The organism is Aeromonas sp. 601027, from assembly GCF_049174455.1.
Taxonomy (GTDB): domain Bacteria; phylum Pseudomonadota; class Gammaproteobacteria; order Enterobacterales; family Aeromonadaceae; genus Aeromonas; species Aeromonas veronii_A.
Window position 1 is genome coordinate 153240 of sequence record NZ_JAAKTN010000001.1, and the last position, 19157, is coordinate 172396.

At 56.4% G+C, this 19157-nt stretch carries 20 protein-coding genes; 13 read left to right on the forward strand and 7 right to left on the reverse strand.

Annotation, left to right across the window (positions count from 1 at the left end):
• Positions 1-69 precede the first annotated feature (69 nt).
• Positions 70-1035, reverse strand: a complete 966-nt coding sequence (locus G5193_RS00660) for a hypothetical protein (RefSeq protein WP_421204692.1) — start codon at positions 1033-1035, stop codon at positions 70-72.
• Between the two features lie 177 nt (positions 1036-1212).
• On the opposite strand from G5193_RS00660, the gene thiI reads away from it, so the two are divergent.
• Entirely contained in the window at positions 1213-2661 is a 1449-nt protein-coding gene (thiI, locus tag G5193_RS00665; RefSeq protein ID WP_421204693.1) for a tRNA uracil 4-sulfurtransferase ThiI, read from the forward strand.
• Positions 2662-2733: 72 nt separating this feature from the next.
• Here the strand turns inward: thiI and G5193_RS00670 are convergent, their stop codons facing one another.
• Positions 2734-3126: a hypothetical protein gene (locus tag G5193_RS00670; RefSeq protein WP_042053183.1), complete on the reverse strand. Its 393-nt coding sequence runs from the start codon at positions 3124-3126 to the stop codon at positions 2734-2736.
• 99 nt (positions 3127-3225) lie between these two features.
• Positions 3226-3858 (reverse strand): trimeric intracellular cation channel family protein, encoded by a 633-nt coding sequence (locus G5193_RS00675; RefSeq protein WP_129503709.1) that lies wholly within the window; start codon positions 3856-3858, stop codon positions 3226-3228.
• A gap of 373 nt (positions 3859-4231) precedes the next feature.
• Here G5193_RS00675 and flaA point away from each other — a divergent pair, with 373 nt between their 5' ends.
• The 12 genes from flaA (at position 4232) to G5193_RS00735 (ending at position 15833) form a co-directional block, all read left to right on the forward strand.
• Entirely contained in the window at positions 4232-5143 is a 912-nt protein-coding gene (gene flaA / locus G5193_RS00680; RefSeq protein WP_129503710.1) for a flagellin A, read from the forward strand.
• A gap of 579 nt (positions 5144-5722) precedes the next feature.
• The gene (gene flaB, locus G5193_RS00685) at positions 5723-6628 is read left to right on the forward strand and encodes a flagellin B (protein WP_129503711.1); all 906 of its coding nucleotides are present in this window, start codon (positions 5723-5725) and stop codon (positions 6626-6628) included.
• Positions 6629-6661: 33 nt separating this feature from the next.
• Positions 6662-7102, forward strand: a complete 441-nt coding sequence (locus tag G5193_RS00690) for a flagellar protein FlaG (RefSeq protein ID WP_129503712.1) — start codon at positions 6662-6664, stop codon at positions 7100-7102.
• A gap of 26 nt (positions 7103-7128) precedes the next feature.
• A complete protein-coding gene (gene fliD, locus G5193_RS00695; protein WP_216954022.1) occupies positions 7129-8547 on the forward strand; it encodes a flagellar filament capping protein FliD in 1419 nt (472 codons plus the stop codon).
• 25 nt (positions 8548-8572) lie between these two features.
• Complete coding sequence (gene fliS / locus G5193_RS00700; RefSeq protein ID WP_005346697.1) at positions 8573-8995, forward strand: flagellar export chaperone FliS; 423 nt, start codon at positions 8573-8575, stop codon at positions 8993-8995.
• Complete coding sequence (locus tag G5193_RS00705) at positions 8992-9300, forward strand: hypothetical protein (RefSeq protein WP_129503714.1); 309 nt, start codon at positions 8992-8994, stop codon at positions 9298-9300. The genes fliS and G5193_RS00705 overlap by 4 nt, the downstream gene beginning before the upstream one ends.
• Before the next feature lie 6 nt (positions 9301-9306).
• Positions 9307-11391 carry a 6-hydroxymethylpterin diphosphokinase MptE-like protein gene (locus tag G5193_RS00710; protein WP_421173043.1) on the forward strand — a complete coding sequence of 695 codons (2085 nt, stop codon included), beginning with the start codon at positions 9307-9309 and terminating at the stop codon, positions 11389-11391.
• Positions 11392-11476: 85 nt separating this feature from the next.
• On the forward strand, positions 11477-13096 hold the full coding sequence (locus tag G5193_RS00715) for an HAD-IIIC family phosphatase (RefSeq protein ID WP_227340796.1): 1620 nt from the start codon (positions 11477-11479) through the stop codon (positions 13094-13096).
• Positions 13089-13322 (forward strand): acyl carrier protein, encoded by a 234-nt coding sequence (locus G5193_RS00720; RefSeq protein WP_227340795.1) that lies wholly within the window; start codon positions 13089-13091, stop codon positions 13320-13322. The genes G5193_RS00715 and G5193_RS00720 overlap by 8 nt, the downstream gene beginning before the upstream one ends.
• Positions 13319-14074, forward strand: a complete 756-nt coding sequence (locus tag G5193_RS00725) for an AAC(3) family N-acetyltransferase (RefSeq protein WP_408082949.1) — start codon at positions 13319-13321, stop codon at positions 14072-14074. Before G5193_RS00720 ends, G5193_RS00725 begins: the two co-directional genes overlap by 4 nt.
• Entirely contained in the window at positions 14071-14475 is a 405-nt protein-coding gene (locus G5193_RS00730; protein WP_005346679.1) for a VOC family protein, read from the forward strand. The genes G5193_RS00725 and G5193_RS00730 overlap by 4 nt, the downstream gene beginning before the upstream one ends.
• Positions 14472-15833 (forward strand): DUF4910 domain-containing protein, encoded by a 1362-nt coding sequence (locus G5193_RS00735; RefSeq protein ID WP_421204694.1) that lies wholly within the window; start codon positions 14472-14474, stop codon positions 15831-15833. Before G5193_RS00730 ends, G5193_RS00735 begins: the two co-directional genes overlap by 4 nt.
• Here the strand turns inward: G5193_RS00735 and G5193_RS00740 are convergent.
• From G5193_RS00740 to pseI, 4 genes are read right to left on the reverse strand one after another with little or no spacing between them, the layout of a single operon-like run.
• Complete coding sequence (locus G5193_RS00740; RefSeq protein ID WP_421204695.1) at positions 15815-16561, reverse strand: class I SAM-dependent methyltransferase; 747 nt, start codon at positions 16559-16561, stop codon at positions 15815-15817. The genes G5193_RS00735 and G5193_RS00740 overlap by 19 nt on opposite strands.
• Positions 16561-16821 (reverse strand): hypothetical protein, encoded by a 261-nt coding sequence (locus tag G5193_RS00745; protein WP_010635733.1) that lies wholly within the window; start codon positions 16819-16821, stop codon positions 16561-16563. Before G5193_RS00745 ends, G5193_RS00740 begins: the two co-directional genes overlap by 1 nt.
• On the reverse strand, positions 16818-18113 hold the full coding sequence (locus G5193_RS00750) for a motility associated factor glycosyltransferase family protein (protein WP_421204696.1): 1296 nt from the start codon (positions 18111-18113) through the stop codon (positions 16818-16820). The genes G5193_RS00745 and G5193_RS00750 overlap by 4 nt, the downstream gene beginning before the upstream one ends.
• Positions 18106-19152 (reverse strand): pseudaminic acid synthase, encoded by a 1047-nt coding sequence (gene pseI, locus G5193_RS00755; RefSeq protein WP_421204697.1) that lies wholly within the window; start codon positions 19150-19152, stop codon positions 18106-18108. The genes G5193_RS00750 and pseI overlap by 8 nt, the downstream gene beginning before the upstream one ends.
• Positions 19153-19157: the final 5 nt, after the last annotated feature.

The following is a 19157-nucleotide window of genomic DNA, read 5'->3' on the forward strand; positions in this document are numbered from 1 at the left end:
GTGATGATTGGTAGGCCGCAGAAAACGAGAGGGGTTGGCAGATGCCAACCCCTTTCTCATTCCGCCCATTCAGCCCGGTTGGCGCAGATGACCGAGCCGGGTGAAGAAGTGCTGGCTCTTGCGCTGGTGAAAGTGGCTCTTCTTGATGGGATGGAAGATAAGGTTGCTTTCGGGGTGGCTCGCTTTTAACTGGTGGAGCATGGCTACGGCGGGCAGGCTGGTGCTGACCAGGGTGGTGAGTGGTATGCTGAGGGTCTCGGGCCCCAGCAGTTGATTGAGCCCTTGCTGAGCCTGCTCAAAGCGGGTCAGGGCCGCCGGGTCGGCATAGCCGCTACCCAGCATGGCGAGCAGGTTGTCGATGGCCAGATGAAATTCGGCCAGCTGTTGGCGAAAGCCGCTGCGCCCGCGCAGTGCAATCAGCTCTGCCAACGGAATGTCGGCCAGGTGAGTGGGCACTTGCAACGGGATCTCGAGGTGGAAGCAATCCTGGCCGCCGCGATTGTGGTAGCGGGATTCGAGCAGGTGGAGCAGGCGGTCCAGATAGTCGTGATCGGTAATAAGCGCCCCGTCATTGGCGAGTGCCCACTCACGGGCAAGACGCATGGAGAGCAGGTTGGCAAAGCGCCGCGCCATTCTGATCCCCCCTTCATCCCGGGTCGCAAAGCTGTGAGTCAGGCAAAAGCCGTGCAGCCGCTCCAGCCCCGCCTGTTCCGGGCAGAAGCAGTCGTGGTTGGCCTCCTGACGCCAGCGACCAATCAGCTCCTTGTTGCCAAACACCTTGTGGCGGACGAAATCGGGGGCCACCAGGCCGCTTATCTGGCACTCCAGTTGCGGGGTAATGGCGGCAAAGAAGGCGGCATCGGGCCGCTCGGCCAGCAGGTCGGTCTGCTGTTGAAGGGTATCGAGCAGGGCGGTGAGCCCGCTCTTTTCGCTGACGGTGAAGACAAAGGCAAGCCGCTCCAGATAGAGCAGGGCAAATTTGAGCCAGAGCTCGTCGCGTACCTCCATGCCGGGGTAGTAGATATAGGTCTTCATCGGATCAGTCTGTTGTCAAAAATCTGGCGAGGCGCAGGGTCGGGAATATACGCAAGATTCGCGCTGCACGGCAAACACTGCGTGGGGTAATGTGAGCAAACGCTCATCCAGTAGGCGCTGGCCACAAAGTTCTGATATAATTCGCGCCCTTAAATCAAGGTCACCCGAGTCATTACCATGAAGTTCATTATCAAGCTGTTCCCGGAAATCACCATCAAGAGCAAGTCGGTTCGCCAGCGCTTTATCAAGATCCTGCAGGGCAATATCCGCAATGTCCTGCGCCGCTTCGACGACGATGCCCGCGTACGGATGGATTGGGACAAGCTGATCGTGAGCTCCCGCAATGACCAGTTCCGCGAGCAGGCAATCGAAGCTTTGGCCTGTATTCCCGGCATTCAGGCCTTCCTCGAGGTACAAGCCAGCAAGTTTACCGATCTGCACGACATCTTCGAGCAGGTGAAAGCCGTTTGGGGCGACCAGCTCAAGGGCAAAACCTTCTGCGTGCGCGCCAAGCGCCACGGCAAGCATGAGTTCTCCTCCCTCGAGGTTGAGCGCTATGTGGGCGGTGGACTGAACCAGCACTGCGAAAGCAATGGTGTGCGCCTCAAGAACCCGGATGTGAAGATCAACCTCGAGATCGACGGCGAGGAGCTCTTTATCGTCAGTGCTATTCATCAGGGCCTGAGCGGCATGCCCATCGCGACCCAGGAAGATGTGCTGAGTCTGCTCTCCGGCGGTTTTGACTCCGGTGTGGCTTCGTTCCAGTTCATCAAGCGCGGCTGCCGGGTGCACTACTGCTTCTTCAATCTGGGCGGTGCGGCCCACGAGATCGGCGTCAAGCAGGTGGCCTATCACCTGTGGAACCGCTTCGGTTCATCCCACCGGGTACGTTTCACTGCTGTGGACTTCGAGCCGGTGGTCGCCGAGATCCTCGAGAAGATCGACAACGGTCAGATGGGCGTGGTGCTCAAGCGGATGATGATGCGTGCTGCCGCCAAGGTGGCCGATGAATTCCAGATCCCGGCGCTGGTGACCGGTGAGTGTGTGGGTCAGGTATCCAGCCAGACTCTCACCAACCTGAACGTGATCGACCGGGTGACCGACAAGGTGATCCTGCGCCCGCTTATCACCTGGGACAAGCCGGATATCATCAGTGAAGCCCGCCGCATCGGCACCCTGGAGTTCGCCGAGACCATGCCGGAGTATTGTGGGGTCATCTCCAAAAAGCCGACTGTGAAGGCCGAGCTCTCCCGCATTGAAGAGGAAGAGGCCAATTTTGACTTCTCCATTCTGGACAAGGTGGTCTCCGAGGCCCGTTACCTCGATATCCGCCGTATCGGTGAAGAGACTGCCGCTGAAGTGCAAGAGGTGGAAACGACTCAGGTGCTGGGCGCTGACGAGGTGATCCTGGATATCCGCTCTGCCGACGAACACGACGAGAAGCCGCTGGTGGTGGAAGGTCGTGAAGTACTGCATATCCCCTTCTTCAAGCTGGCTACCGCCTTTGGCGATCTGCCCAAGGAGAAGACCTACCTGCTCTACTGCGATCGCGGCGTGATGAGCAAGCTGCAGGCGCTTTACCTGAAAGAGAAAGGCTTTGCCAACGTCAAAGTTTACCGTCCGTAATTTGACGCTCAATCTCCCATAAAAAATCCGGCCAATGTGCCGGATTTTTGTTTTATAGCTCGGAGCTTGGATTTATGGACAGGGAACGGGAGTGAAGGAGTGCTCCCCCAGGCAACGCCAACCCATTTCCGCTCCCCTCATTTGCCAAAGGTTATCGCTGCGATAGAGAGTCAGGATATAGAGCATGTCGTTCTTGCTGCCATCGAGGGCAACCGAGAGTACCAGATCATTATCCAGTTGCTGTGCATGGATGCGACTGGGGATGTCGCTATGACCGACAAAACGAAGTGCTACCTCACGGTAGTCATTGACCCATTTCTGATGTAGCTCGTTCGCCTGACGTATCTGCTGGTTGAACTGCTGCACTGGCGCCGATGCCAGTCGTCCAAAAACGGCTTGTGCTTCGGCATGTGCTGCTGTCACGTTCGCAAGGAGGAGAGTGGTAAGCATACCGATTTTGTGCATGAGAATATCCGGCTAACAACGACTGCTTCTATGACAACAGAAAAGCCCATTTGGTTCAACGCACAACCCACAGAGCCATATTCCACTGCGGGTGTGCTTTCAGTTGCGTTGCAGCGAGAAGGTTGGTAGCGACAGGTGCCAGTAGATAGCAGCTACCCGCAAACCGAACACGGCTGTCATACAGATGAGCATGGCGGTTACTCTGTCCATGTTCGCCTCCAGTGCCAGGGTGTAGAGGATTCCGCCCAAAATGCAGGCTGTTGCATAGATCTCTTTTTGCAACACCATAGGCACTTCCCTAGCCAGTACATCACGGATCATACCGCCTGCTACCCCGGTCATGGTCCCCATCAGCACGGCGATCAGTCCCGGGGTACCGAAGTTGAGGGCTTTTTGCGCCCCAATCACCGTAAAGAGGGCCAACCCGAAGGCATCCGCGACGGGCAGTACATACCAGGGCATCCTGCGGGGCAGTTTGACCATCCACATACCGATCAGCGCCGTTGCAATGACCACCCAGATATAGAGAGGATCGCGAACCCAGAACACCGGGGTTGCTCCCAGGATCATGTCGCGGATGGTACCACCGCCGATGGCGGTGACTGCCGCCAAAACCATGACGCCAAATCCGTCCATTCTGAGCCGGCCCGCCACCAGAACCCCTGAAAACGCGAATACCGCAGTACCAAACATATCGCTGATGTAAACAATCTGCTCAACCAGTGTCTGCATGGAAAACAACTCACGCCAAATTGTTGATGGGGCCGCGATTTTAGGGGCTGGAGAGCCCAATCGCCAACTGTGCTCGACAAAATTGAGAGTCGGGACGGATTTTTTCTCGCAGCACGAACGGTAGTGTCTCGTTTGCCCCCTGCCGTTGGCGAGCTTCAGAATGTTGAGTTTGTCACTGGTTTTGGCCCGATTTTTTCCTTAAGTATCCCCCCGACCCGCCGATATATAAGGTAAGCGGCGTTAATGCGATGAAGCGTTGAAAAAAATGCTAAAGACATCGAAAAACGGGCCGTTAAATAAGACGCATCGGGCACAGAAAATAATAAAGCCAGAGCAAATAGAAGAGTAAATTTAATAGCTTAGGAGAATAGTCATGGGCCTTTATATCAACACTAACGTTTCATCACTCAACGCTCAGCGTAACCTGATGAACACGACCAAATCACTGGATACATCCTACACTCGACTGGCATCCGGTCTGCGTATCAACAGCGCCAAAGACGATGCCGCCGGCCTGCAAATTGCCAACCGTTTGACCTCCCAGATCAACGGTCTGGATCAAGGTAATCGTAATGCCAATGACGGTATCTCTGTTGCCCAAACTGCCGAAGGGGCAATGGATGAAATTACTTCCATGCTGCAACGGATGCGTACGCTGGCTCAACAGTCAGCCAACGGCTCCAACAACACAGATGACCGTACCGCGCTGCAGCAAGAGTACACTCAGCTGATGACTGAGATCGACCGGGTAGCCAAAGATACCACCTTCGGTGGCCAGAACCTGCTCAATGGCGGCTATGTGGGCACCTTCCAGGTGGGGGCAGACGCAGGGCAGACCATCACCTTCCGGATGACGACCGCCTTTACTATCTCGGGCATGGCCTCTGCCACCAGTGGTAGTGCGACAGTGGCAACCACGACCTCGGGCGAGCCGTATAACATCACGAAGACAGCAGGAACGCCGGTCACATCTACCAGTATGTCGACCATTACAGCTGCAAGCTCGGCCCAGTCGGCTATGGCCAACCTGGATTACATGATAAAGGTGGTGGACAGCAAGCGTGCTGAATTGGGGGCGGTACAAAACCGGTTTGACTCGACCATTCGCAACCAGGCGAACGTCTCCGAAAACGTTAGTGCTGCACGCTCACGTATCCGTGATGCAGACTTCGCCACCGAGACTGCAAACTTGACCAAGCAGAATATCTTGCAACAGGCCGCATCAACCATACTGGCCCAGGCGAACCAGCGCCCCCAGTCAGCTCTTTCGCTGCTGCAAGGCTAACAAAAGAAAACAGGGCGGTTGTTCAGGCCGCCCTGGTCAAGAGATGGAACAAAGGGGTGTTCGGTTCGCACTCTGTTCTATCGGGAGAGATATAATTCTCTACTAGTAATGCCAAGTGTTGTCCAGCTGTTCAGTTCTGTCACGCTTGGTCATATTCTCCTGAGCATATGCTCATCTTTAGGCCGGTTTACCGGCCTCTTTTTATTGTGTCGTCAAATCGACGTCACTCTACCCAATCTAAGCACAAACCGTGCCACAAAAATAATCCTGTTACACCATCTTGCAACCCCTCTATTACGTCTTGCACTATGTTTGCCATCTGGCTTTCCTTGCCATGTACCGGAGAAAAATTGCCGCGTTAGGCAACAATTTTCCTAAAGCTTGCCTCTGCACTGCCGTTAAACAAGGTGAAGCAATCGAGGGGTGTTCGGAATCCAACGTTTGCACTACTGCGGGTGACCTGTCCGTTCAAACAGACACCCGCCAGAAGACTCAGGCTCGTTCAACCTGTTCTTCTAACGGTGGGACGCCGCTTTGACGGCGCAACCCGCAGTCGCATGTTCTTCGGGAGAATATTTTATGGCCATGTATATCAACACGAATACTTCATCACTGAACGCCCAGCGTAACCTGATGAATACCAACAAGTCTCTGGATACCTCTTACACCAGACTGGCATCGGGACTTCGTATCAACACTGCCAAAGATGATGCTGCCGGTTTGCAGATCTCCAACCGTTTGACTTCCCAGATCAACGGTTTGGATCAAGGTAACCGCAACGCCAACGATGGTATCTCGGTTGCTCAAACGGCTGAAGGGGCCATGGATGAAGTGACCAGTATGCTGCAGCGTATGCGCACGCTGGCACAGCAATCTGCTAACGGTTCCAACAACACCGATGACCGTACTGCATTGCAGCAAGAGTTTGACCAACTGACTACAGAGATCAACCGTATCTCCAACGACACCACTTTCGGTGGCCAGAAGCTGCTGGATGGCAACTACAAGGGGTCGTTCCAGGTGGGGGCGGATGCTGGTCAGACTATCACCTTCAAGATGACTTCCGCCTTTACCATCAGTGGGATTGCGGCATCAACCAAGGGAAGCGCGACCGTTGCTACCAGTGCCTCTGGCGAGCCCTATACCGTGACCAAGGGAACATCTGCAGTAACCTCTACCAGCGTCAGCAGCATCAGCTCTGCCAGTGCCGCCCAGCTGGCCATGGCCAACCTTGATTTCATGATCAAGGCGGTCGACAGCAAGCGGGCAGAGCTGGGTGCGGTGCAGAACCGGTTTGACTCCACCATTCGCAACCAGTCCAACGTCTCTGAAAACCTGAGCGCAGCACGTTCTCGTATCCGTGACGCAGACTTTGCAACCGAGACCGCTAATCTGACCAAGCAGAACATTCTGCAACAGGCTGCTTCCAGCATCCTGGCTCAAGCCAACCAAAGACCGCAATCAGCCCTGTCCCTGCTGGGTTAACAGGCTGTGATGAGATAAAAAAGGAGCGACGATATGGCCAATGAAATTGGAATTCCGTCATCGGTCACTCCTTCTTCTCTTCAGTCAAGTAGCAAGAGCGGCCAGTCGGCCGCTCAAGTGCTATCTGGCACAGCAGAAGAGCAGCGGGGGACGGCAAAGGACATGGAAAAGCAACAGGGGCTGCCTGAGCAGGAGAGGGCTGGCAAGCCGAAGATTTCAGACAAGGAAATTGAGAAAGGGGTACAAAACTTGCAAGAGTTCAGTCAGTTGCAAGGATGGACCGTCAATTTCAGTGTTGAAAAGGAACTGGAGCAGGTTGTTATCAAGGTAATGGATGCCGATACCAAATCAATGATCCGTCAGATACCAAGCGAAGAGTTGCTGGCTATCAGCAAACGAATCCAGGCTCTGCGCGAAGGTGATGTGATTGGCGGTGGCTCTCGAGTCGGGTTATTGCTTGATAAAGAGATTTAATAGTTACGTTTGCGAGGAGAGTGAGTATGGCCACAATTACGTCTGCTGGTGCGGGCTCTGGACTGGACTTGGAGTCTGTCATTGCTGCAAGTGTTGATGCCAAGAAGGCGCAGCTGTTGCAGCCAATTACCACCAAAAAGACCAACGCCCAGATCACTCTCTCAGGGGTAGGCCAGCTGAAGTCAGCGATCGCGACTTTTGTCACCACTCTGCAGGCTATGTCAAAGGATGACGCGTTTAACAAACGTGCGATAAACATCACCCAGGATAAAGATAATCCGGTTCTCAAGGTGGAGAGCAAGAGTGGCGCTTCCAACGGGCAATATGACATCAGTGTCGAAAAATTGGCGAAGACCAGCAAATTTGAAGGTAGTTTCGCCTCTTCGACCACGCCCATGATCACTCAAGATGGCACCCTGACATTCAAGGCAGGTGACAAGACCTTTGATGTGGATGTTAAAGCAGGGGATTCACTCCAGTCCATTCGCAAGCGGATCAACAATGATAGTGACAACTTTGGTCTTAGCGTCAATATCATGAATACCTCCGATGGCAAGGCGGCCCTTGTGATTGACTCCGGTGTCAGTGGAACAGGTAAAGATCTGCAGATAACCGGCAGTACACCTGAACTGACTGACAATTTCATCTCCAAGCTGACCCAGAAGCAACAAGCCCGTGATGCCGAGATAAGCGTGGATGGCAATAAATTGACCAGTGCGACCAACACCTTTGATGGCACCATTGTGGGTCTCAAGATTACGGTGTTGAAAGAGTCGGAGAGCACCACTACCACGAACCCGAGTGATGGTACCGTGACGACCACTTACAAGCCAAACAGAGTGGATGTGACGACAGACAAGGCTGGCATCAAGACCATGGTGCAGAGCTTCATCGATGGCTATAACGCTCTGGTGAAGAAGAGCACCGATCTGGGCAAACGCAGCTCTATCGTGGCCGGTGTCAGCCAGAATGATGGTGGAGCCCTGGCGGGGGATGCGACGACCAAGGCTGTGACCAACCTGATGAGTGGCACCGTCACCGAGCCTTCTAACAACTCTTCGACCTTCTCTACCATCTTTCAGTTGGGGGTCAAGATGGACAACAAGGGAGTGCTCTCACTTGATTCGACGAAATTCGATGAAGCGGTCGAGAAGAACTTCGACCAGGTAGTGGCTGTATTTGGTGGCAAGGACGGTGTTGCTGGCAAGTTGGCCAGCCAGCTTGAGACCTACTCCAAGACAGGGGGACTGCTTGCCAAGCGGGAAGAGACACTCAATTCTGATCTGCGTGATGTCAACCGCAAACAAGCAGATGTCGCGGCGCAGCTCACCAAGTATGAAGAGACGTTGAGGGCACGCTACGGCAGTCTGGATACCTTGCTGGCCAAGATGAACAAATCTGCCTCCTATCTCAACCTGCTCAATACCAACAACAAAACCAGTTAATTTGTAGTCAGGAGCTGAGTCTCGTATGTATCGAAAAACGATCAAGGCCTATACAACCCAGAGTTTGCAGTCTGAGCTGGCAGTGGCGGATCCCTATCGCGTGATCCAGTTATTGATGCAAGGGTGTCTCGAACGTCTCGCTCAGGCTCGCGGTGCAGTCGAGCGTCGCGATTTCGAGGGTAAGTCCCAATCTATCTCCAAGACGCTGGCCATTATCAATGGTCTGCAAGATTCACTTGATCTCTCTTATGGCAAGGTCCCCGAAGACCTGTTCGCACTTTATGACTATATGAAAGTGCGCATGATGGATGCCAGCCGTGACATGGATGTAGGCGCCATTGATGAAGTGATGAACCTGATGCTGACGGTCAAGAGCGGTTGGGATGCCATCCCTGTCGATGAGCGAGACAAGGCGCTGGCACAGCAAAAGGTAGGCAGACCGGCATGAATGAGGTCAATAGTACTTCTGTGTCTGCCTTGATGAGACAGGGCGAGCAGTTGCAGTCTCTACTGGTGCAAGGTGAGCTGGTTGCAGCAGAACAGCTGGCTGAACTTTATCTGCATGCTCTGGAAGAGGTATTCGGGTCACTGCCTTGGGGAGAGACTCTCAATGTGGAACAGCGGCAGGCACTGATGCAGTTCCAGCTTATTTATGATTGGGTGGGTCAGGAAAAGCAGCAGGCTGAAGCACAATTACGACAATTCTCCCAGGCCGGACGTGCATCCGGTCTTTACAAGCTGAATGCAGGTTAGTCTGACATGGATATCCATCACAAGATTCATGATGTAGAAAGTGAACTGGCACGCCTGGCTCTGCAAAAGCAGCAGGAGGCCGCCATGCTGGAAGTACTCCCCGTTCGTTATGAACTCAATATGGCTGCGTTTGCCAAATACATGCCCGCCATTCATGACTTTTTCAAGGAGTACCAGCCTGCCAGGCCTTTTCGTTTCTTCTGTAATGAAAACGGCGTTCCCAATATTCTGTGGCTCGACGAGGGTATCTCGCTTTATGGGGATGATCCATTTAGCGAGGTTCAGTCGCAGATTGCCGAGGTCATTGAACACAGTGTCTTGCAGTGCATCGATTTTGTGCCCCAGTGGTATATCGATGGCCAAATCCATATCAAATACAACAATGAAATCTCCAAATTAAAAGAGAAGTCAGCTCTGGAAGGGTTGCGTCTAAAGGCAGCATTACATACCGATATTCCTCTGGCACTGATGTATGGCATTGGTTTGGGCTACCAGCTCGGTTGCTTGTATGAACAGTGCAAGATCAAGAATCTGTTTGCTTTCGAGCCTGATCTTGACATGTTTTACGCCTCGCTCTTCTGTTTTGATTGGCATCAGCTGCTCGCCTACATGGAGGAGGAGTCGATCAGTCTGCACCTCTTTATCGGTGTTGACGAGCGATTGCTGGTCGCTGACATGATGGAGGCGCTGCATCGCAAGGGGGCATTCTGGTCGGCAAGCTATTTCTCGTTCTGTCATTACCATTCCCCCAAGCTGCACGCCTTGATAACACAGGTGGAAAGGGAGTTCTATCTGCTCAAAACGGGGTGGGGGTTCTTTGATGACAACATCTATGCACTTGCCCATAGCCACACCCATCTGCAAGACGGCACCCCCTTTCTGAAACGGTGGCGCGATAGCCGTGCCTTCGAGCAGATCCCTGTCTTTGTGGTTGGCAATGGCCCCTCGCTGGATCAGAGCATCGAGTTCATCCGGCAGCATCAGCAGCAGGCAATCATTATCGCCTGCGGTACTGCGGTCAGTGCACTCTACAAAGCTGGCGTAAAACCGGATATCTACGTTGCAGTGGAGCGCACCAAGAGCTCAGCCGATTTTCTGAGCATTCTCAATGCCGATGACTTTATCAAGGACACCGTGTTTCTGAGCGTTGATGTCATTCACCCTGAATGCAAGCGCTTCTTTCGTAAAACAGGGTTGGCGTTCAAGCCCAACGAGCCGATGTTCTCCATGCTGATTAGCGCGTTTGGTCAGGCATTTGAGTACGATACCATTGAATTTTCCAACCCGTTCGTCGGCAATACCGGCCTCAATTATGCGGCCTTGCTTGGTTTCAAGCAGGTGTATTTGTTTGGTATCGACAATGGCTATAAAACAGCCGGACAGCATCACTCCAGCCTGAGTCTCTATTACAACGACAAGCAAGAGGCGAAATACGAGGAAAATTTAAAGGATACTTTCCCGGCACCGGGTAACTTTGGCGACGAAGTGCGTATCAATCATCTGTTTGGGCTAGCCATTCACAATATGGCCAGTGTATTGCGTGATTATCCCGAGATGCAGTGCGTCAACAGTAGTGACGGCGCTTATATAGAAGGGGCAATCCCTCGTCGTGTTGAATCGTTGCAACCTGAATGGCCGGTACTCGACAAAATCCCGCTCATGGATGAAGTGATGGCCACTTGTTTCCAGTCCTTTGACATGAGCAGCGTTGATTTCGCTGCTGCATTGCAGGTGCCGCTGTTCGTTGAGCTGGTAGACAAGTTGCGCGATGACTGGCGCCAGGTAGCCTGTGAACACAATGCGGTATTGGCCATGATGCAACGCCATCACGACTATCTGCTCTATCTGCTGATGAGCCGCGAATCACATCTCTATCGTGTGTTGATTGGTTCAATTAACTATTTCTACGCCAATATCATCAGCCTAATGATGGCGCAGGTGACAGCAGAACCCGAGGTGCTGGCGGGCAAGATAAAAGAGGCGCAGGCAATTCTGGAGTTATTCTTCGAGGATAGCAAAGTGATGTATGCCGATGCGTTCGATGGCCATGATACCACCTATTTTACCGGCCTGGATGTGTTCAAGCGCTAGTCCTTGAATCGGATGGGGATGACTCTGTTCATCTCCATTCCCTAACAGTATGATATAGAAGTATTTAATCCTTTCAGGTGCATATATGGCCACCCTTTCCCTGGCATCCACCGCATTTCTCATGCCCGGTAATGTGGCATGGGCTCCTTTGGCCCGACATGCACAGTTGCAATTTTGCCCTCAAGGTCAATGGCAGCCGATGGCCGCTTGTGACGGACATCTGGTGCTCTGGTTTTGGGAGCAACTGCTGACCGACAGCGAATGCCAGCATTGGTACACCTTGGCTGAACCCGCATTGTCCGAGACCATCGACACCTGGTTGGAAGCATTGCTCTCGCCACTGCGGGGGCTCCCTCATCTTTATCTTGGTGCCTGTTCACTGCAAGGCGGTGGTGTGAGTAGCGCTCTTCATCCCTGGATGATGCAGCTGGATGTCTGCTTTACCCGAGCGCTTGCACGTCACCACATTAGGGATTTGGGGCTGGGTCGCTGGCTCTCTGAGCAGGGGCGAGCCCATTGTGTGGACGAGCGTAATCGTTACCTTCTTTCTTGTCCTCTCTCGATGCACGGCTTGACCAGCCTTGCCGACTGGATTGCCGCGCGTTGGATGCTTGATCAGGCGCCAATACGCAAGGTGCTGGTGCTCGATTGTGACAATACCCTGTGGGGGGGGGTAGTGGGTGAAGAGGGGTTGACTGGCCTTTACCTTGGTCAGGACGGTCTCGGCAAACTCTATCAGTCGTTTCAGGATGCGGCGCTCTACTGGTATCAGCGCGGCGTGTTGTTGGCATTGTGCTCTAAAAACGAGCCTGCAGATGTTTGGCTGGTGTTTGAGCAGCATGGCGCCATGAGACTCAAAAGGCGAAATATTGCAGCATCTGCCATTGGTTGGGGCTCTAAATCTCAAGGTTTGCGACATATTGCTGCCAGCCTCAATCTGGGGCTTGAGGCCTTGGTCTTCTGGGATGATTCCCCCCTGGAAAGGGCTGAAGTTCGCCATGCCCTGCCACAAGTCGATGTCATTGAACCACCAGTAGATATTTGGGCATGGCCTACAACCTTGCTCACTTATGGGGGGTTCTCGCGCATATTCAGTGGTGATGATGCTCTTCGTCAAGCCTCCTATCTGGCATTGGCAGACGCCGCCCGGTTACGTAGCGAGGTTGGCAGTGAACAACATTTTCTCGCCTCCTTGTCGTTGCGTGCGGCGATACAGCCGTTGGCGGTGGATAACCTTGCTCGTGCCGAGCAGATCATCCATAAAACCAACCAGTTTAATCTCTCCTGTCTGCGATATGAGGCGAGCGAGCTCAAACGGCTGGCGCAGTCTGGCTGGTGCTGGCTAGTGTCGTTGCAGGATCGCTTTGCCGATCATGGCTTGGTTGGCTTGGTGCTGATCATAAACATCACGCCCAAACTGGCATTGCTCGATACGCTGGCTCTGAGTTGCAGAGTGTTGTCCAGAGGACTCGAATATTGGTTACTGGATAGCGTCTCGGCTGCATTGCGCGAGGCGGGGATCGAGCGTCTGGTTATTGGCTCGAATCGTTGTGCACGTAATGAACCTGCGCTGACATGGTTGGCATCCCTGCCGTTGACCCCCTGTGATAATCCGGATCCCGCCCGTTTTTCCCATGAGCATTACCATAGTCTGGCGCTCGAACAGCTGAATTTGCCTTTTTTGGAGTTTTATCACCATGACTGATCTCTTCACTTTGTTGGAACAGCAGTTTCCTTCTGCAACCGTCACGCGAGGCGACTATCAGTTGGGACTTGGGGCCTTTCCGGAATGGGATTCGCTTGGTCATTTCAATTTTCTGCTGCTGGTTGAGCAGACGTTCTCGGTACGCTTCGAGCCTGAAGAGCTGGCGAAGATGAAGCAACTTCAGGACATTCGTGATGCGCTGTTGCGGCGTGGTCTTGTGCTGTGATTGAAGCTCTCTCTCATGTTCTTGGCTCCCTTGGGATCGCACGAGGGAGCGCTATCATGGTTCACACTGACGCCATGGCTGTGGCCCAGTTTCCTGGGCGGGGCAATGAAGCCGGCATGCATGCTTTTTGGTTGGGGATGCAGGAGTGGCTTGGAAACGAGGGCACTCTGCTGGTGCCAACATTCACGTATAGCCTGACTCGCCAGAGCTGTTTCGACAGGGCGACATCCCCCAGTGAAGTCGGGTTGATGACGGAGCAGTTTCGCACTCTGCCAGGGGTTGCGCGGACCCGCGATCCCATCTTCAGCGTTGCGGTATGGGGCGCGGGGCGTGACCAGGTGGTTGCAGCAGGGGGTCATGACTGCTTTGGTGAAGAGAGCCCCTTCGCCTGGTTGGCGGCTCACGATGGCTGGATTGCCGGTTTTGCCTGTCATCCCGATCGCATTACCTTCACCCACTATGTCGAGCAGCAACTAGGTGTCGATTATCGCTTTATGAAACGCTTTGAGGGTGATGTCCGCGAGCAGGGAATGGTGCGCCCCTGGCATTGTGACTACTTTGTGCGAAGACTCGATCTGGCCAGCGAGATAGATCTTTCCCGTCTGGTTGAAGCCCTTAAAAATCAGGACAAATGGCACCAGGGGTTATTTGGCCGTTTACCAGTCTGGGCCGTTCGCTGCGCCGACTTTGCCGCGGTGGCAAAAGAGCTGATCGCTGTCCATCCCCATGCGCTCATCAGGGAGGGGAGATGAAACTGCACCATATTGGACTGGTGGTGGCCGAACTGGATCTTGGCGTACGTTATTGTTGCGAGACCCTCGGGCTTTCCCGCTTTAGCGAGCCGGTGCTCGATCCGTTGCAGCGGGTGCATATCTGTTTTGCCTATGATGATGCGGGGATTTGCTATGAACTGATTGCACCTGCCAGTGATGATAGCCCCGTCAGTCAGGCGCTACGAACCCGTCATAACCTGCTCAATCATCTGGCCTATGAGGTGGCAGACCTGGCAATGGCTGCCGAAAAACTGCGGGCCCAGCGTCATCTTCCCCTCGGGCCCAGCCAGCCAGCCATCGCGTTTGGCGGCGCCCACGTCCAGTTTTTCCTGAGCCCCCTTGGCCACATTGTCGAATTGATCGAGGCACCCACCCCATGAGTTTTTCACCCAAGAGCGGCTATCTGCCCACCGACTGGGACGACCAGGCACAAGTCGGTGAACAGCTGCATCGGCTGCTCACCCTGCTGTTTCCGCTCAATCGCAGCCTGACCGGGGACGGGGTTCGGCAGTCGCTGGCCCTGTGGCGCGAGCACTGCCTGCCCGAGCTGCGGATCCATGAAGTGGCCAGCGGCACCGAGTGCTTCGACTGGACAGTGCCTGACGAGTGGAACGTGCGGGAAGCCTACATAGTGGGGCCGGATGGACGCAGAGTGGTGGACTTCCAGGATCACAACCTGCATCTGGTCGGTTACTCGGAGCCGGTGCGCTGCACCCTCTCGCTTGCCGAGCTGCAGCCCCATCTCCACTCTCTGCCCGAGCAGCCGGATGCCATTCCCTATGTGACCTCCTACTACAAGCGCCGCTGGGGCTTCTGTCTGCCCCATCGGCTGCGTGAAGCGCTGCCGGAGGGAGAATATCAGGTGGTGATCGATGCCACCCTGGCCCCGGGCTCGCTCACCTATGGTGACTGGGTGCTGCCGGGGGAGAGCGAGCAGGAGATCCTGCTGTCGAGCTACACCTGCCACCCCTCCATGGCCAACAACGAGCTCTCCGGCCCCTGTGTCGGTGTATTCCTGATGGCCTGGCTTGCGTCACTGCCCACACGTCGCTACAGCTACCGGCTGATGCTGGTGCCTGAAACCCTGGGGGCCATCGTCTATCTCTCCCGTCATCTGGACCAGCTCAAGCAGCGCACCTTGGCCGGCTTCAACCTGACCTGTCTTGGCGATGACCGCAGCTACTCCTTCCTGCCCTCACGCCAGGGCAACACGTTGGCGGATCGCATCGGTCGCCATGTGCTGGGTCATCTGGCGCCGGGCTACAAGGCTTACAGCTTCCTGGAGCGGGGATCCAACGAGCGGCAGCTGTGCGCGCCCGGCATCGATCTGCCGGTCACTTCTGTGATGCGCAGTCGATACGGCTGTTATGCCGAGTACCACACCTCGCTCGATGACCTCTCGCTGGTGACGTCGGCCGGTCTGGCCGGCGGCTTCATGGCGCTGCGCCGTGCCATCGAGTGTCTGGAGCTGGACGAGCGCTGCGAGGTCACTGTGCTGGGCGAACCCCAGCTCGGCAAGCGGGGGCTCTACCCGGATTTGTCGACCCGCTATTCGGGCTGGCAGGTACGGGAGATGATGAATCTGCTGGCCTACAGCGACGGCAAGCTGACCCTGTTCGAGATTGCCGAGACCATAGGGGCGCCGTTCTGGCGGGTGGAGCCGCTGGCGCGGATGCTGCTGGATGCCGGGCTGCTGCGTCGCCTCAGCCCGCAACCGGACTACTCGATCACCAGATAGGCTGGTCCCGGGTTGTGCGGGGTGCGACGGATGGCGTAGCGATCCAGCCCCAGCATCTCCTTGAGGGCCAGGGTCTCCCCCGGAAAGGCGGGCCAGTTGAGCTCATCGAATGCCAGCACCGATCCCTTGGTCAGGTGCGGCTTGATGAGCTCGAGACAGCGGCGGGTCGGCTCGTAGAGATCAAAGTCAAAATAGGCCAGCGCTATCATTGTTTCCGGCTGACGAGCCAGATAGGCCGGCAGCGTCTCGGTCACATCCCCCTTCACCAGCTCATGCTTGACGATATGGTCCAGCGGGCTTTCCGCCTCATGGGCGGCGAGCAGTTGGGCCAGATGCTGCTCATAGCCCGGCGTCACCCCGTAGGCACCGGGCTGGATTGCGGCATCACTGCCATCTTGCGGAGCGTGGGAAGGGAAGCCGCTGAAGGTATCGAATCCCACCAACTTGCGGTTGTAGTTGTAGGGCTCATACATGCCGCGAAACGAGGAGAAAAGCGCCAGGTTCTGACCCCAGCGGGTACCGAAATCCATGATGACGCCGTGGACCGGCACGATCTTCTGATACAGCTCGTGCATGAACAGGATGCGGGAGAGCGACTGGCGCTTGAGGTAGAGGCCCAGGTTGTTCTGCAGCTCGGCCGCGGGCAGCGGGCTGGCGTGCAGCAACTCGCTGAAGGTCTGGCGGCGTGACAGCTCCTGCTCGGAGGCGTTGGAAATGGCCTTGATCATCAGTGGTCTCCTGTGGTGGTGTCGCCGGCCGGGGTCGACAGGCAGTGCACCACTTCATATTCGAGGTAGTCGGCCAGCCCCAGCCAGTCCTGGCGCTCCTGGCACTGCAGCAGTGCGGCTACCAGTCCGGGTGGCAGGTTGCCCTGCTCGGTGAGCACCTCTTGCAGCAGTTCCGGCAATGCCTGACTCGCTGCAACCGACTGCCCCAGCCGAAACTGGTGCGCCAGGGCGGTGAGGCGGGTGATCTGGCCGTTTTTCATTGCACGTACTCCGGGTGATAGCGGCAGCCGGCGATTTCCGCCCCTTCCCGGCTGCAGTTCCAGAACTGCACATCGGTGTGGAGCGCTATGTAGCGCTCGAGCTCGGTGCGGTAGGCGGAAAAGTTTGGATTGGTCTTGACCCGCCGGCCATGGCCGTCGAGGGCCCAGCTGAGGGCCAGCGCGGCGCTGGGGCCGAGCGCACCGTCGGCCCAGCCCGAGTGGGTGAGCTCGCCGGGAAAGGCGAAGTCAGTGCCCAGCAGGATGACCTGGCGGCAACCCATCTGCACGGCGAGATCCACGGCGGGATGAATGACGCTGCCGCCCGAGTGCAGCACGCCCTTGGGGAGCGTCTGTCGCAGCTGCTGATACATGGGGCTGCTGGAGTAGGCGGTCATGCGTGGCCCCTGCCAGGCCAGCAGGGCTGCCGTGGGAACCGTGGGGTAATAGACCAGGGTGGTCTGGGCCGACTGGGCGGCGGGCAGCCGGTTGCCGTGGATGGCGTCATCTATGGTGACGACGATGTCGGGCCGGATACCGTGGCTGAGCAAAAACGCCAGCGCGGTATCGACGCTAATCAGAAGATAGTCCTGCCGACGGCGCTGCAACTGGGCCTGCAGGGTGGCCAGGTTGTGCTGCAGGGTTGGGCCACTCGCCACGATCAGCGCCTGCTTGCCCTGAGCCAGACCGAACAGGGAGGCCACATCGCCGTCGCCGGCCAGCAGATCGCGGTTTTCCGCCAGCCGCCGGGTGATGTCGGGGTGCTCGGCGTCGAACCTGGCCCGGGCGAACGGCAAATCGATTTCACTCACCAGCCGGTCGCGGATGCGGGCGGCAGCATCTTCCACCAGCAGCAGCTCGGGCGGCAGGGCGAAGAAAGGCAGCCGCACCTCCCCCTCGTCGCCGGCCATCATCAGCTCGACCCTGGGGTCCGTCAGCCAGTCCTGCTGGTCTAGCAGCCGCAGCACCAGGGCAAACAGGGCGCCATTCATGATCTTCACTTCCAGCCGCTTGAGGCTGCTGCGCCCCAGCAGGGTGCGCGGCAGATCGCCGAGCCCGGTGCCGTAGAGGTGCAGCACCGGCTGCTCGGGCAGGCTGGCGGCCTGCAGCTCGGCTTCCTTCACCCGGTCGTGCCGGCTGGTGAGCTGTATGCCGTGGAGGCTTAGGGTGGAGCCGAGCCCCTCGGTCAGCTCGGCCGGCAGGCTTTCAACGTCCTGTGCCAGCAAGCGGGGCCAGAGGGCGGGCCAGCGCTGGCTGATGAGCCTACCGTGCTGGTTGAAGAGATCATCACTCATCGTTGTCTATCCACTCCCAGCTCAGCGGTTGATTGGCACTCAGGCTGCGGTTGACCCGCTTGCCGATGAGCCGATCGTAATCGGCCGGGGGCAGGCCGAGGGCGGGGCGCACCGACTTGATATGCTCTGCGGTGAGCTGCTCGCCGGCGGCTATCTCCTTGACCAGATAGAGGGAGCGGCGAAATGCACGGTTACCCTGTTCACTGGCGGTGAGCTGGTAGTCAGCCACCCCAAGGGCGGCATGGGCGGTATTGACCGAGGCCACCAGCTCGGTGAGCTCGGCCGGTTCCATGGAGAAGGCGCAATCCGGTCCGCCGTCGGCGCGGGCCAGGGTGAAGTGTTTCTCGATCAGGGTGGCCCCGAGCGCGGTGGCGGCGATGGCGGTGACAGAGCCGAGGGTGTGATCGGAGAGCCCCACCTCGACCCCGAAGCGCTGGCGCAACATGGGGATGGTACGCAGGTTGTACTCGGCTGCCGGCGCCGGATAGCCGCTGACACAGTGCAGCAGGGCCGGCTGGCCGTTGCCATGCTTGAGCGCAATATCGACCGCGGCGGCGATCTCTGCCTCGTTCGCCATGCCGGTGGACATGATAAGCGGCTTGCCGGTCTGGGCGGCGTAGCGAATCAGGGGAAGATCCACCAGCTCGAAGGAGGCGATCTTGTAGGCAGGACAGTCGAGGGATTCCAGCAGATCTACCGCGCTGAAGTCGAACGGACTGCTAAAGACCGTTAGGCCCAGCTCGCGCCCCTTGGCAAACAGCGCCTGGTGCCACTCCCACGGGGTATGTGCCCACTCATAAAGATCGTAGAGGCTGTGGCCATCCCACAAACCGCCGTGGATCTGAAATTCCGGTCGATCACTTTTGAGGGTGATGGTATCCGGGCGGTAGGTTTGCAGTTTGACGGCGCTGGCACCCGCTGCTTTGGCGGCGGTCATAATGGCCAGGGCGCGGTCCAGATTGCCATTGTGGTTGGCCGACAGTTCGGCAATCACATAGGGGGCCTGTTCCTGGTTGATGGGGCGATGATCGATCTGCATCTGTG

Bases quoted from the DNA above. Each gene is read 5' to 3' on its own strand.
- G5193_RS00660 (WP_421204692.1), bottom strand. From the start codon at position 1,035: ATGAAGACCTATATCTACTACCCCGGCATGGAGGTACGCGACGAGCTC.
- thiI (WP_421204693.1), top strand. From the start codon at position 1,213: ATGAAGTTCATTATCAAGCTGTTCCCGGAAATCACCATCAAGAGCAAG.
- G5193_RS00670 (WP_042053183.1), bottom strand. From the start codon at position 3,126: ATGCACAAAATCGGTATGCTTACCACTCTCCTCCTTGCGAACGTGACA.
- G5193_RS00675 (WP_129503709.1), bottom strand. From the start codon at position 3,858: ATGCAGACACTGGTTGAGCAGATTGTTTACATCAGCGATATGTTTGGT.
- flaA (WP_129503710.1), top strand. From the start codon at position 4,232: ATGGGCCTTTATATCAACACTAACGTTTCATCACTCAACGCTCAGCGT.
- flaB (WP_129503711.1), top strand. From the start codon at position 5,723: ATGGCCATGTATATCAACACGAATACTTCATCACTGAACGCCCAGCGT.
- G5193_RS00690 (WP_129503712.1), top strand. From the start codon at position 6,662: ATGGCCAATGAAATTGGAATTCCGTCATCGGTCACTCCTTCTTCTCTT.
- fliD (WP_216954022.1), top strand. From the start codon at position 7,129: ATGGCCACAATTACGTCTGCTGGTGCGGGCTCTGGACTGGACTTGGAG.
- fliS (WP_005346697.1), top strand. From the start codon at position 8,573: ATGTATCGAAAAACGATCAAGGCCTATACAACCCAGAGTTTGCAGTCT.
- G5193_RS00705 (WP_129503714.1), top strand. From the start codon at position 8,992: ATGAATGAGGTCAATAGTACTTCTGTGTCTGCCTTGATGAGACAGGGC.
- G5193_RS00710 (WP_421173043.1), top strand. From the start codon at position 9,307: ATGGATATCCATCACAAGATTCATGATGTAGAAAGTGAACTGGCACGC.
- G5193_RS00715 (WP_227340796.1), top strand. From the start codon at position 11,477: ATGGCCACCCTTTCCCTGGCATCCACCGCATTTCTCATGCCCGGTAAT.
- G5193_RS00720 (WP_227340795.1), top strand. From the start codon at position 13,089: ATGACTGATCTCTTCACTTTGTTGGAACAGCAGTTTCCTTCTGCAACC.
- G5193_RS00730 (WP_005346679.1), top strand. From the start codon at position 14,071: ATGAAACTGCACCATATTGGACTGGTGGTGGCCGAACTGGATCTTGGC.
- G5193_RS00735 (WP_421204694.1), top strand. From the start codon at position 14,472: ATGAGTTTTTCACCCAAGAGCGGCTATCTGCCCACCGACTGGGACGAC.
- G5193_RS00740 (WP_421204695.1), bottom strand. From the start codon at position 16,561: ATGATCAAGGCCATTTCCAACGCCTCCGAGCAGGAGCTGTCACGCCGC.
- G5193_RS00745 (WP_010635733.1), bottom strand. From the start codon at position 16,821: ATGAAAAACGGCCAGATCACCCGCCTCACCGCCCTGGCGCACCAGTTT.
- G5193_RS00750 (WP_421204696.1), bottom strand. From the start codon at position 18,113: ATGAGTGATGATCTCTTCAACCAGCACGGTAGGCTCATCAGCCAGCGC.
- pseI (WP_421204697.1), bottom strand. From the start codon at position 19,152: ATGCAGATCGATCATCGCCCCATCAACCAGGAACAGGCCCCCTATGTG.